Origin of the sequence: Devosia sp. 67-54 (assembly GCF_001899075.1) — a bacterium.
Lineage (GTDB): Bacteria > Pseudomonadota > Alphaproteobacteria > Rhizobiales > Devosiaceae > Devosia_A.
This window is the reverse complement of sequence record NZ_MKVA01000009.1, coordinates 76,096-88,256: the sequence shown is the minus strand read 5'-3', so window position 1 is coordinate 88,256 and position 12,161 is coordinate 76,096. Positions and strand designations below refer to the sequence as shown.

11 protein-coding genes are annotated in these 12,161 nt (G+C 66.6%); 1 reads left to right on the top strand and 10 read right to left on the bottom strand.

Going from position 1 to position 12,161, the window contains the following annotated elements; translation table 11 throughout:
• Positions 1 to 40 precede the first annotated feature (40 nt).
• Positions 41 to 703, bottom strand: a complete 663-nt coding sequence (locus BGO82_RS15725; protein ID WP_291306563.1) for a hypothetical protein — start codon at positions 701 to 703, stop codon at positions 41 to 43.
• Between the two features lie 282 nt (positions 704 to 985).
• On the opposite strand from BGO82_RS15725, the gene BGO82_RS15720 reads away from it, so the two are divergent.
• Entirely contained in the window at positions 986 to 2,002 is a 1,017-nt protein-coding gene (locus tag BGO82_RS15720) for a substrate-binding domain-containing protein (protein ID WP_291306562.1), read from the top strand.
• Here the strand turns inward: BGO82_RS15720 and BGO82_RS15715 are convergent.
• The 9 genes from BGO82_RS15715 to BGO82_RS15675 all read right to left on the bottom strand — a co-directional run bounded on the left by BGO82_RS15715 (position 1,944) and on the right by BGO82_RS15675 (position 12,108).
• Positions 1,944 to 3,623, bottom strand: coding sequence for a metallophosphoesterase (locus BGO82_RS15715; RefSeq protein ID WP_291306561.1), 1,680 nt, complete (start codon positions 3,621 to 3,623; stop codon positions 1,944 to 1,946). The genes BGO82_RS15720 and BGO82_RS15715 overlap by 59 nt on opposite strands.
• Before the next feature lie 2 nt (positions 3,624 to 3,625).
• Complete coding sequence (locus tag BGO82_RS15710) at positions 3,626 to 4,138, bottom strand: protein phosphatase (protein WP_291306758.1); 513 nt, start codon at positions 4,136 to 4,138, stop codon at positions 3,626 to 3,628.
• Positions 4,139 to 4,235: 97 nt separating this feature from the next.
• Positions 4,236 to 5,054, bottom strand: coding sequence for an inositol monophosphatase family protein (locus BGO82_RS15705; RefSeq protein ID WP_291306560.1), 819 nt, complete (start codon positions 5,052 to 5,054; stop codon positions 4,236 to 4,238).
• Positions 5,055 to 5,120: 66 nt separating this feature from the next.
• A complete protein-coding gene (locus BGO82_RS15700; protein WP_291306559.1) occupies positions 5,121 to 5,996 on the bottom strand; it encodes an inositol monophosphatase family protein in 876 nt (291 codons plus the stop codon).
• On the bottom strand, positions 5,993 to 6,808 hold the full coding sequence (locus BGO82_RS15695) for an HAD-IA family hydrolase (protein WP_291306558.1): 816 nt from the start codon (positions 6,806 to 6,808) through the stop codon (positions 5,993 to 5,995). Before BGO82_RS15695 ends, BGO82_RS15700 begins: the two co-directional genes overlap by 4 nt.
• A gap of 105 nt (positions 6,809 to 6,913) precedes the next feature.
• A complete protein-coding gene (locus BGO82_RS15690) occupies positions 6,914 to 8,035 on the bottom strand; it encodes an ABC transporter substrate-binding protein (protein ID WP_291306557.1) in 1,122 nt (373 codons plus the stop codon).
• 24 nt (positions 8,036 to 8,059) lie between these two features.
• Positions 8,060 to 9,142: an ABC transporter substrate-binding protein gene (locus BGO82_RS15685; protein WP_291306757.1), complete on the bottom strand. Its 1,083-nt coding sequence runs from the start codon at positions 9,140 to 9,142 to the stop codon at positions 8,060 to 8,062.
• A gap of 52 nt (positions 9,143 to 9,194) precedes the next feature.
• The gene (locus tag BGO82_RS15680; RefSeq protein WP_291306556.1) at positions 9,195 to 10,313 is read right to left on the bottom strand and encodes an ABC transporter ATP-binding protein; all 1,119 of its coding nucleotides are present in this window, start codon (positions 10,311 to 10,313) and stop codon (positions 9,195 to 9,197) included.
• 1 nt (position 10,314) lies between these two features.
• Positions 10,315 to 12,108 carry an iron ABC transporter permease gene (locus tag BGO82_RS15675; RefSeq protein ID WP_291306756.1) on the bottom strand — a complete coding sequence of 598 codons (1,794 nt, stop codon included), beginning with the start codon at positions 12,106 to 12,108 and terminating at the stop codon, positions 10,315 to 10,317.
• Between the last annotated feature and the right edge of the window lie 53 nt (positions 12,109 to 12,161).

The following is a 12,161-nucleotide window of genomic DNA, read 5'->3' as shown; positions in this document are numbered from 1 at the left end:
GAGCCGTCGCAGATCGAACGATGCGACGGCGGCGGGTCATCTAGAACGCCCCCGGATCGAGCTTGAAGATATCGGGCTCCTTGGAGTCCGCCGCATACAGCAAAGCGAGGCTGGTCGGCTTCAGTACCTTCTGGGTGTCGCCGCCCCCGGTGAAGTCGCCCTGCAGCAGCACGATCGCTGCGTGGCCGTCCTTGTCCTCGCCGCGGAACAGCAGGATGCCATTGTCGAGCACCACGCCGGTGCGGATGGTCGCCGGCAGATAGCCCTGCGCGGTGAAATAGGCGACCAGCACGTCGCTGTTGGCATAAAGCTTGGCGGCGTCGACCTTGGGGTCGATCGAGGCATTCCAGGAGACGCCAACCTGGATCAGGGTCTTGCTGGAATAGCCGAAGACGTAAGAGACCTGGGCCTTGCCGCCGTCGGGCAACAGATCCGGCACGACGATGGTCAGCAATTGCGTGCGCTCGGCGGCGTTAGTACCGGCGACCACGGCATCGCCGCTGAGTCCGAAATCGGCCTTGATGGCGGCGCGCACCTTGTCCTGTGTCATGCCGAACTTGGCCGAGCGGAACCCCTCGAGCACGAAGTCGCTCTTTGCGGGAGGCGCCTCCGTCGCGACCGGCGCGGCCGCAGGTGGGTTGGCCGAACCGGCGGCAAGGGTGGGCGCCGCCAGCACGAGAAGGGTCGGAACCAGCCACAGCAAAGCGACAGCTGTCCTCTGCCGCGAGGCCGATCGCGTTGACCATAGCTTTTGCAAAGAAACGCCCCCAGGGGCCACGGTAACCGCCGCAGTCGACCTTTGTAATAGGAGTGTTCTTAAGGGACGTCCAGCACAACGGTAGAATTCGAAGCAAACGTGAGGAAAACTACGGTGTCGGTGGACATTTGCACGGGATTGCAATAAGCAACATATTGGAGTGCAATGTTTTTTTGAACTGTATTCTGATCGGGTGCACAGTGTGTGCAACGATGGCGGTGACGGTAGATGGCCTTTCGGGTCGGCAAATCCTTCGTAAGCGCGCAGCAGGTGGCGGAGCGCGCCGGCGTATCGCGTTCGGCCGTGTCGCGGACCTTCACGCCGGGCGCCAGCGTGTCGGAGCCGACCCGGCGCAAGGTGCTGGAGGCGGCCGAGTCGCTCGGCTACCACGTCAACCATCTGGCGCGCGGGCTGATCCATGAGCGCTCCGGCATCGTCTGCCTGATCGCCGCGGATCTGCAGGCGCCGTTCCAGGCCAAGATGCTGGAGGCGCTGACGCGGCGGCTGCAGGACGTCGACAAGGTGCCGATGGTGATCAACGCCGCGGGCCCCTCGGGAAGTGTCGAGGCGGCGCTGCGGCAGACGCTCAACTATCGTGCCGACGCCTCGGTGGTACTGTCGGGATCGCCGGCGTCGTCGCTGATCGACACCTGTATCGCCAACGGGCAGCACGTCATCCTGATCAACCGCGAAGATCGGCATCCCGGCACCGAGCATCTGATCGTCGACAACGAGGATGCGGCCCGCCGCGCCTTCGACATGCTGTATCGCGCCGGCTGCCGGCATATCGGCATCGTCTCGTCGCAGGCGGGGACCAGCAGCCTCGTCGGTCGCGAGCAGGCCTTCGCCGCCGCCGCCAAAGCCGGGGGAGTTCTCGTCTCGCTGGTCCGTGCGGGGCCGACGGCCTACGCCACGGGGCTCGAGGCGGCGCGCGCACTGCTGAGCCGCGCCGACCGGCCGGACGCTGCTTTCTGCGTCACCGATCTGTTGGCCTGCGGCTTCATGGACGCGGCTCGGCACGAGTTCGGCCTGCGCATTCCCGACGATTTCTGCATCGTGGGTTTTGACGACATCGAACAGGCCGGTTGGGTGTCGTATCAGCTCACGACCTTCCGGCAGCCGATCGAGCGGATGGCTGAGCATATCGCGCACCTGCTGTCGGTCGAGTCACCGGCGCCGCCGGCGCCTAGGCCGCATTACCTGCAAGCGGAGCCGGTGTGGCGTCGGTCCGTCCGGCCGAAGTGACCCGGCCGTTCCTCAGGTCGATGACGAAGCGATCCGAGGGCAGGCCGCCTAGGTTGATCTCGAGAATGCGGAAAATCGCGGCGAGGCGGGCGGCGACGCTGCCCTCCGGCCAATGGCCGCGGCGAAAGCGGGCGCAGAGCTCGCGGTAGAGCGCCAGGCGTTGCGGCGCGACGAGCGGCAGGGCCAACTCGCGCGCTTTGCGCAGGCGATACCAGTCCACCAGGAATTCGAAGGCGGGTAGGGTGGTGGCAAGCGGATCGAGGCCGGCTTCGAGGCCGGCCAGCTCGGCCAGTTGCGCCATCGAAAGATCGCCGATGAGGCCGGCAAGGTCGGCGGGGGATTCGAGCGGCAGATAGCGATGCCGGACCAGCTCGCGCAGGTGCATGTCGCAGAAATCGGCATAGCTTGACACGGCGTCGAGCCCGGCGGTGCCGGAGCCCTCGCGGCGGGCCTCGCTGCGATAGCCGGCGAAGGCGGCATCGAAGCCGGGAGCCTCGTCGACCGCTACGGTTTCGATGCACATGCTGTCGGCGTCGAAGCGGACGCGCTTATAGGCTGCGGGATAGGCCACCAGCGACGGGACCGCGATATTGACGAGGAACTTGCCCTTGTCGAACACGGCGGTCGTCCCATTGACGTGCAGATGGCCGCTGAAATGCACCCCGATGCCGGTGTCGACGCCGGCGGCGACGACCGGCGGGCGAGGCGAGCGGCGCACCGCGCTCGACTGGCCAAACAGGGCCAGTTCGTCGGCGAAGCTGTCGGCCTGCGGGTCGATCAGCGGATAGTGGGAGAAGGCGAGCAGTTGCTTGCCCTGCTGGCGCGCCCGGCGCGCGACGTCCGCCGCCCAGTCGAACAGGAAGCGCTTGTGCTTGAGCACCGCGTTCCAGCCGGCGTTGCTGCTGTCGTAGTAGGTGGCTTCGGCGAGCGGGTCGCTGCTGCCGTTGCGCGGCTCGAACACGTTGCCGTCGAGCGACAGCAGCCAGAGGCCGGGGACGGGCTCGACCAGGTAGGAAGCGTCGACCATCTGGACGGACATGCCGTGGTCGGCGGAGCGGATGACAAAGCGCCGGTCTGCCAGAGCGTCGCTGGCGCCGAACGGGCTTTCCCAATGCAGATCCTCCGGGCGACGGAAGAAGCCGTGGCCGTAGGCTTCGAGGCCATCGGCATAGCCGCCGCACTGCATTTCGGGCGTCACCAGGCGCGCAATGGACGATCCGGCCGATTCCGCCGCGTCGCTGGTTACCAAGAGGGTGCTGCCGTCGGTGTTGAGGAACCGCTTGGACTGGTGGCGGCCGGCGAGGGCGAAGAGGTCGTGGTTGCCCGGCGTCATATAGAAGCGGAGGCCGTGGCGGTTGGTGTAGTCGGCGAGCAGCGTATTGACCGAACGGACGGTCGCAGCCTGGCCATCGTCCGTCAAATCGCCGACGATGACGACGATGGAAATGCCGGCACGCACGATATCGTCGAGCACGGCGCGGAAAACGGCAAAGCTCTCGTTGAAAATGCGGGTCGAGGCCATGGAGTCGGCGAAGCTGCGCAGCGCCGGCCGCTCGCCGGTGGCGTCCGGCCAGCCGAAAATGTCGTGGTAGTGCGGGTCGGCGACGACGGCGATCTGCATGGCTAGTGGCCGGACGCCTCGATCATGCCAGCCCAGGCGCCGGCGCGGCGGGCGGCAGCGATCAGCACCGGTTTCGGGGTTTCGAACCATTCGTCCGGATGCAGCTCACGGCGCTGGCGCACCTGGTCCAGCGCCGCCTCGAGGCTGGGAAAGCGCGCCGGCTCGGTCTGCCACAGGAACAGCGAGGCGAGAATGGCCGAGCGGCTGCGCCCGGCGCGGCAGTTGAGCAGCACGTTGCGGCCACCGCGCATGGGGTAGCTCGGCTTGTCGGGCAGCACCTGCTCGAGCGCCCCCTTGAGCAGGTAATAGCCGGCGAGCAGCATGGTGTCGGGGTTGCCGTCGCCGTCGATCAGCCCGAGCTTGTAGTAGCGGATGGGGCTGTAGCCATAGGCGACCGCCTGGCCGGGCGGCGACAGCGGCTGGTCGACGAAATCGAGGTCGAGATTGACGGCGCAGTTGACGACGATGCCGATATCGTTGGCGTGCAACAGCGCGAGATTGCTGGCCCCCTCCATGCCACTAATGAACAAATCGACGCCATATGGCTGCACGTTCTCGGCTACGCGGCTGATGCTCGCTCGATCGTAGCGCGGCGACACCGCATGCTTTTCACTAGAGTGCAATTCCGGTAACCTCGCTGATCCCACCGGCAATGGCTGGTGTGGCGGCCAGAACGGCGCCGCCATGCTCGAGCCCGCCAAGCTCGAGGAAGGGGGCGACGATGCCGCCAGCCTCTTCAACCAGCAGCAGGCCGGCGAGGCAATCCCACGGATGCATGTGCAGCTCGGCATAGGCGTCGGACCGACCATCGGCGACATAAGCGAGGCCGAGCGCGCCGGAGGCGGCGCGGCGCACGTTGGCGCCACGGTCGAGGATGCGGCTCAGCGCTCCGACATAGTCGGCGTTGGGGACGCGCGTCGACCAGCCCAACTCGACGCAGGCCGCGCGGTAGTCGCTGGTGGCGGCAACGTGGATAGGCATGCCGTTGCGGGTGGCGCCGCGGCCGCGACGGGCGAAATAGAGCTCGGCCGTGCTGGGGTTGCAGATGGCGCCGAGTTCGATGCGGCCGGCGGCGACGAACGCGATGGAAATGCAGAAGTGCGGAATGGCGCGGGCGAAATTGGCGGTCCCGTCGATGGGGTCGACTACCCAGACGCGGTCCTTGAGGACGCCGCCGCCCTCTTCACCGAGGAAGCCGTCATCGGGGAAGGCAGCGGCGAGGCCGGTGCGCAGATGCTGCTCGACGGCGGCGTCGGTCTCGGTCAGGAAATCCTGCGGCCCCTTGAGGCTGACGGCGCCGCTGGCGCCGCGTTCGGCGAAGGCGCGGCTGGCGAGTTGCCCGGCCGATAGCGCCAACGCGCGACACGCCGCTTCGCGCCGGTCGAGATCGAGGCGGGTCTCGTCCGAGGGCAGGGCGGTCACGGCAGCCATCGGAAAGATCCTTTCCGGGTCGCGGTGCAAATGGAGGGGGTGGTCAATGCGGGTCTCGTTCGTTGGTCAGGCGTGGACAGGCGTGGTTGACGATGGGACAGGGCGCTCACCCCGGCTGCGGTCGAGCGAAATCTCGCCGGCGATGCTAAGCAGAGTGGGATAGTCGGCGCCCTCGCCGAGCGCGACGTAGCCGGGACATAGATGGGCGGGCGTGCCGGGTGGTACCTTGCCGAGGTCAAACGGCAAATAGCGGCCACCCGCCTGCTGCAGGATGAGAATGGCGGCGCTGACGTCCCAGGGATTGACCCAGAGGCCAAGGGCGGCATCGACCCAGCCGGCAGCGACGTGCGAAATGCTGAGTGCGGCGCTGCCCGGCCGCCGCAGCGTCTGGAACGCCTCGGCGAGGTTGGCGAAATGGGTGAGCGCCTTGGGTCGTCCGTCACGCTCGAAATCGCGGCTCGCCGGATAGCCGGTGATCAACGTCGCTTCGCGCTCGTCGACGCGAGCGCGCGAGCGGATGGGGCGGCCATTGCATGTGGCGCCATCGAGGTCGGCGGCAAACAGGTGACCGGCCACAGGGTCGAGCACGACGCCGGCAACCGGCACGTCGTCGACCACCGCGGCGATCGACACGCACCAGAAGGCGAAGCCGCGTGCGAAATTGGCGGTGCCGTCGATGGGATCGACGTACCAGCGGACACGGCCGCTGCCGCGATGCCCGCCCTCTTCACCCACCAGGGTGGAGTCGGGCACTTCGCGCAGAATGAATTCGGCAATGGTGGCTTCGCCCTGCTTGTCGTGGACGGTCACCACGTCGTGCCAGTCGCGCTTGTAGGCGACGTCCATGCCGGAGCGGAAGGCGGTGCGCAGCGGCGCTTCGACCAGCCGCGCGGCGCGGATCGCGATGTCGCGCAGATAGGTGGCTTCGGCGTGATCGCTCATGCTGCCACCTCGCCGGTCATGCCCGTGAACAACGCCAGCAGGCCGACCGGATCGGCGACGATGGCGTCGGGGCGCAGGTCGAGATCGTAGGGGGGATCGTAGGTCTTGCGGGCTTCCATCAGGATGTTTCCGCCAACGCCGGCGCGGCGGCCGCACAGCACGTCGCGATCGTAGTTGTCGCCGACATACCAGCAGTCGGCAGGCGCGACCGAAAGCAGCCCCGCGGCATACTCGATCATGCCGGGGTTGGGCTTGCGCATGGCCACGGCGTCGGAGTGAACGATGGCGGCGAAGCGGTCGAGCAGGCCGTGCTCGGTGAGGAAGTCGACATGCACCTGACCGGCCAGCGCGTTGCTGACGATGCCGACGGGAATGGAACGGGCGCGAGCGGCGTCGAGCAGGTCGAGCATGCCGTCGCGCAGCGTGCGCTCGGAGCGCAGATGGCCCATGACGCGGCAGAGTTCGGCGGCTTCGGCGACCACTGCATCGCGAGCCGCTGCCGGCCAGTCGGCGGCGACGAAGTCGCCCCAATACTCTTCGTGGCGCAGCTCGCGCGGCGCGTAGGGCCGCGACATGGCGTTCTTCCAGTGCGAATCGGCGATGGCGGCGGCTCGGATGTCGGCAGCGATGGACGGCGTAGGCAGTCGCGGGTCGGCCGCGCCCACATCGCGCAGTAGGGCCGCGACGTGAGCGGCCAGGCGCTCGGGCCAATCCGGGTTGTGGCGGGTAAGCACCACGACGCCGCCGAAGTCAAGCAGCAGCGCCTTGGGGCGGCACAACCTGCCCGTCGGAATACGGTTTTCCGGCCTCATGCCAGGTGATCCTCGTCGTGTTCGTCCGGCGGCTATCGCGCACCGCGCCAAATCGGGAAAAAGGCCGGACCAGAACGCAATTCCGATCCGGCACAGTCGGGAGTATTACTTGTGATAGTTGAGACGCCAGAAATCCTGCCAGTCCTCGCGCGCGTCCCAGTCCGACGCGGCGGTCGAGACGTCATAGTCCTCGAGCTGGTCCCACACCTTGCCAATTCCTGAAGGTTCGTCGGCGGGCAGCGACAGCGACATGTTGGTCGAGCGCTTGCCGTCGATCGCCTGCGGCGCGATGCCTTCCTCGGTCAGCATGTAGTGGATGAACAGCTTCGAGGCGTTGGGGCTGTTGGTGCCCGACGAAATGAGCGCCACTTTCGACGACAGCCAGCCGGACCACGGGTCCATGCCGGTGCACAGGCCGAGTTTGTAGCCCATGTCGGCATTGTTGCGGAACTTGGCGGAACTCACCAGCGCCATGAAGGGCTCCTTCTGCCCCGGAGCGCCGGCCGCCGCCGAGGCTTCGTCGTCGCTGCTGGTCAACAGCGGCGCGTTCTGCGCCAGGGCTTTCACCCATGCCTTGGTGGCGCTGTCCTCGTCGGTCTTGAGGTCTTTGCCGTAGAGGGCCTTGTAGGCGGCGGCGACCTTGGCGTCGTCATGCGTCTGCATCTGGTTGAACCAGTCGTCGTAGTTCGGCTTGCCCAGCGGGTCCTGCAGGGCGACCTTGCCCTTCCACTGCGGCTCGGTGAGCTGCCAGATGTTGCTCACCGGGCATTTGTCATAGACCTCGGTGTTGTAGGCCCAGACGTTAGCGTCGTTGGTGACGACCAGCGGGTCCTGGTAGAGCTTGGGCACCTTGTCGAGCATGTCGGGCGGCATCCAGCTTTCGGCGAATTTCTCGGGCAGCAGCTGGGCGATGGCGGCCGGCGGATCGCTGAGCAGGATCACGTCGGTCTGCACATTGTTGGCCTGGTGTTCGCGGATCACCATTTCGAGCGAGTCGGGCGCCTTGATCTTGGTGCCGGTGGCCTCGACGCCGTATTTCTTGGTGAAGGCCTTTGCCTGCTCGACGATCTTGCCCGTGCTGTCGTAGACGGTGATCGGCGCCTCACCCTTGGCGGCGGCGATGAGGGCGTCGAGGCTGAAGTCGTCGGCCAGGGCCGGCGCGGCGATGGCGGCCGCAGCGACGCCGGCGATGGCCAGGGCGGCGACGGCGGTGAGCGTCCTGCTCATGGTGGTCTCTCCTCTCTGTCTTGTTCAGCGCTTGTAGTTGACGGTCCAGAAATCCTGCCAGTCCTGGCGGGCGTCGTAGTCATCGGCGGCCGTGGAGCTGTCGTAGGGCGTAAGCTGGTTCATGTAGGCGGCAATGCCCGATTGTTCGTCGGGATTGGGCGGTATCTTGCTGTTGCCCGACATCTTGCCGTCGATGGTCTGGTTGGAGATGCCTTCCTCGGTCATCAGATAGTGGATGAAGAGCTTGGCGGCGTTGGGGCTCTTGGTGCCCTTGGCGATGAGGCCGAAGCCCGGATAGATGAAGCCCGAGACCGGATCGATGCCGCCGCAGATGCCGAGCTTGTAACCCTTGTCGACATTGTTGCGGAACTTGGCCACCGAGTTGAGGCCGACGAACGGCGCCTTCTGTCCCGGAGCGCCGACGGCGGCCGAGACCGCTTCGGAATCGGCGAGCAGCGGGGCGTTGGCGGCGAGCGCCTTGACCCAGGCCTTGGTGGCGCTGCCGGGCTCCGCATCAAGCGGCTTGCCGTAGAGGTCCTGATAGGCCTTGGCCAGGTCGGCGTCGTGATGCATCGCCATCTGGTTGAACCAGTCGGCGTAGTTCGGCTTGTCGAGCGGATCGAGCATTGCCACCTTGCCCTTCCACTCGGGCTCGGTGAGCTGCCAGAGATTGGTGATCGGGCACTTGTCGTAGGCTTCGGTGTTGTAGGTGATGACGTGCTCGTCGCTGACCACCACCAGCGGATTTTGCAGCGGGGCGGGGATGTCGGCAGCGAGGTCCGGCGGCACCCAGCTATAGGCGATGCCTTCCGGGATCAGTTGCGCCACAGAAGCCGCGACGTCACCGGAGACGGATACATCGCCGACGATCTTGCCGGCCTGCGACTCGCGGATCAAGAGCTCGACCTGGGTCGGCTCGTTGACCTTCTTGCCGGTGGCCTGGACGCCGTACTTCTTGGTGAAGTTCTGCGCCGTTTCAACGATCTTGCCGGTGGTGGCGTAGACGGTGATCGGGCCTTCCTGCTTGGCGGCCGCGATCAGCGCGTCGAGGCTGAAGTCGTCGGCTAGCGCCGGCATGGCAGAGCCGGCGAGCAACGCTGCTCCCATGAGCCAGCGGCAGATGGTGGATGATGATGTCAATTCGTTCCCCTCCTCGGTGTCAGTTCTTGCGGGCGTGGTCCGGCGACGCCAAACCTGCCAGCCGATCGCCCGCGGCATTGAACAGGTGTAGCGCCGCCGGTTTCGCCCAGACGACCACGTCGTCGCCGGCGGTAAAGCCGGGCGGCTCGTGCGCGGCCGCAAACAGCTTGTCGTTGCCGGCGGCAATTTCGACGATCCAGCTTCCCCCGGTCGGCAGCACGCCACTGATGCGCGCGCGGACGTGGAAGGCTCCGGTCGGAACCTCGGCATCGGTGGTGGCCAGATGCAGCGCTTCGGGCCGGATGCCGACCGATCCGACGTCGGTGCGCTCGCCGAGCACCGGCCGCAGCGCCCTTGCCAGAGTCGACGTTTCGGCCGCGCTCATCTCGACGAGGTTGATGGGTGGATTGCCGACGAATTCGGCGACGAAACGGTTGGCCGGCCGATCGTAGATGTCATTGGGAGTTCCCACCTGCTGCAGCCGGCCGTCGCGCATGACGGCGATGGTGGTGGCCAGCGTCATGGCTTCCCACTGGTCGTGAGTGACGAAGACGATGGTGGTCTTGAACGCCTCGTGCAGGCGCTTGAGCTCGGCCCGCATCTCGAGGCGCAGGCGTGCATCGAGGTTGGACAGCGGCTCATCGAGCAGCAGGACCTGCGGATTGACGGCGAGCATGCGGGCGAGCGCCACGCGCTGCTGCTGGCCGCCCGACAGTTGCGACGGATAGCGGTCGCGGTATTGCTCGATCCCCAGAGCCTGCATGACTTCGGTGACGCGCGCTTCGCGCTCGGGCTTCGGGACCTTGCGCAGCCGGAGGCCGAAATCGGTGTTGCGCTCGATGGTCAGATGCGGCCACAGCGCGTAGCTCTGGAACACCAGTCCCATGCCGCGTCGCTCCGGCGGCACGAAGATGCCGGCGTCGACATCGTCCACCTTGTCGCTGCCGACCTGGATCTCGCCGCCGCTCAGATGTTCGAGGCCGGCGATCATGCGCAGCGTCGTGGTCTTGCCGCAGCCGGAGGGGCCGAGCAGGCACATGAATTCGCCGTCGCCGATCTCGAGATCGAGGTCGCTCACGGCGTTGAGGGCGCCGTTGCCGTAGCTTTTTTCGACATTGCGCAGGCTGATCGTCGGCATCTTAGCCACCCAGTCCTTCGGCCAAATTGGTCTTGGTCAGTTTCTGCGCCAGCAGCGTGCCGAAATAGGCGAGGCCGGCGATGATGAGCACGACGGCGTTGGCCGCCTGCGTATAATGGTAGTCGACGAGCCGCAGCGAATAGGTGGTCAGCACGTCGGTGCTGGGCACCGCGAGAATGACGAACAGGCTGAGCCCCTTGATGCCCGAGATGAAGGGCATGAGGATGCCGGTGCTGAGCGAGCCCTTCTGGATCGGGATGACGATCGACAACATGCGCCGCAGCCAGCCGGCGCCGGCGATCTGCGCGGCTTCTTCCGGATCCTTGCCGAGCTGCATCATGGCCGAGATGCCGGCGCGCGACGCATAGGGCATCTGCTCGGCGACGAGCGCCAGCAGCAGGATGAAGGCGGTACCATAGAGCGACGGAATGGGGCCGCGCGGCACGGCGAACAGCGACAGATAGGCGGCGGCGAAGGCAATGCCGGGGACCAGATAGGGCAGGAAAGTCACGTGCCGCAGGAACATCGCCAGCGGCCAGAGCAGCGTGCGGGCGACGACGTAGCCGACGAGCAGGCCGAGAATGCCGGAGGTGACCGAGGCGGTGCCGACGATCCACAGACTGTTCCAGGCGGCGTTCCAGAGGTCGGGTGACAGTAGAATGCCGGTCCGCAGCGCTACCGTGCCGAGATCGTGTCCGATCCAGAAATCGAGGGTGAAATTGTCGGGCGAGAAATTCGCCGGCTGCCGCATGATGGTCGACAGGAACAGCGTGGCGAGCGGCAGGCCGACACTGAGCAGGAAGATGAGGAAGGCAAGGCCGGTGGCCGGCAGGCGGAGCGGGCCGAGGGCGCTCAGCCGGTTCATCGAGCCCTTCGAGCCGATGGTGACGAACCGCCGGGCCTCGCGCACGAGCCGGGCGTCGACCAGCATCGAGAGGATGCCGATCAGCATGATCGAACCCGCCAGGACGGCGGCGACGCCGGTGTGGCGCGAGGAGATGTTGCGGTAGAGCGAGGTGGAGAGCACGTCGAAGTCGACCGGCAGGCCCAGGACGTAGGGCACGCCGAACTCGCCCAGCGATTTGGCGAAGATCAGGATGATCGCGGACAGCAGCGACGGCAGCATCAGCGGCAGGATGATCTGGGTGGTCACCGTGGTGGTGCCGGCGCCGAGCACGCGGGCCGAGTCCTCGAGCTGCGAGTCGAAGCGGCGCAGCGCATTGCCGAACAGCAGGATCACGAAGGGCGCGTAGTGCAGCGCCATGATGATGGTGATGGGGACCTGGCCATAGGCGAGCCAGTCGGGCGGCGACAGCCCGATGGCCTCGAGCCAGCCGAGCTGGCCGCCGATGGTGCGGTTCTTGAACAGCGTCGTCCAGGCGAGCGCAAAGGTCCAGGCTGGCAGCATGTAGGGGACGATCAGGGCGGTGGCGAGCCAGCGGCGCGCGAGCATGTTCGTGCGGCTCAGCAGCCACGCCATGGTGCCGCCGATGGCGACCGCAAGGATGATTGCCCCCGCCGCGACTTCGAGCGTGTGAACCAGGGGTTGCCAGAACAGGTCGGACGACACTGCCGAGCTGAATGTGCGCGTGAGGTAGTAGAGGGTCGGCATGCCGACCGCGGCGTGCGCCCGGCGCTCCTCGCCGAATTGCACCAGGATGGCGTCCGACAGCATCGAGATCACCGGCACGACGATCAGGTAGGCGAACAGGATCGCGGCGAGGATGCCGATGATGGTGGTGGGGTCGCGCAGGGCCAGCCGCCAGACGGAACGCGAGCGGCCCTTCGACCGCATTTGCTCGTTCTGCCGCGGCGTTGCGGCAAGGGCCGGCTTCGCCGGCGCGTCCG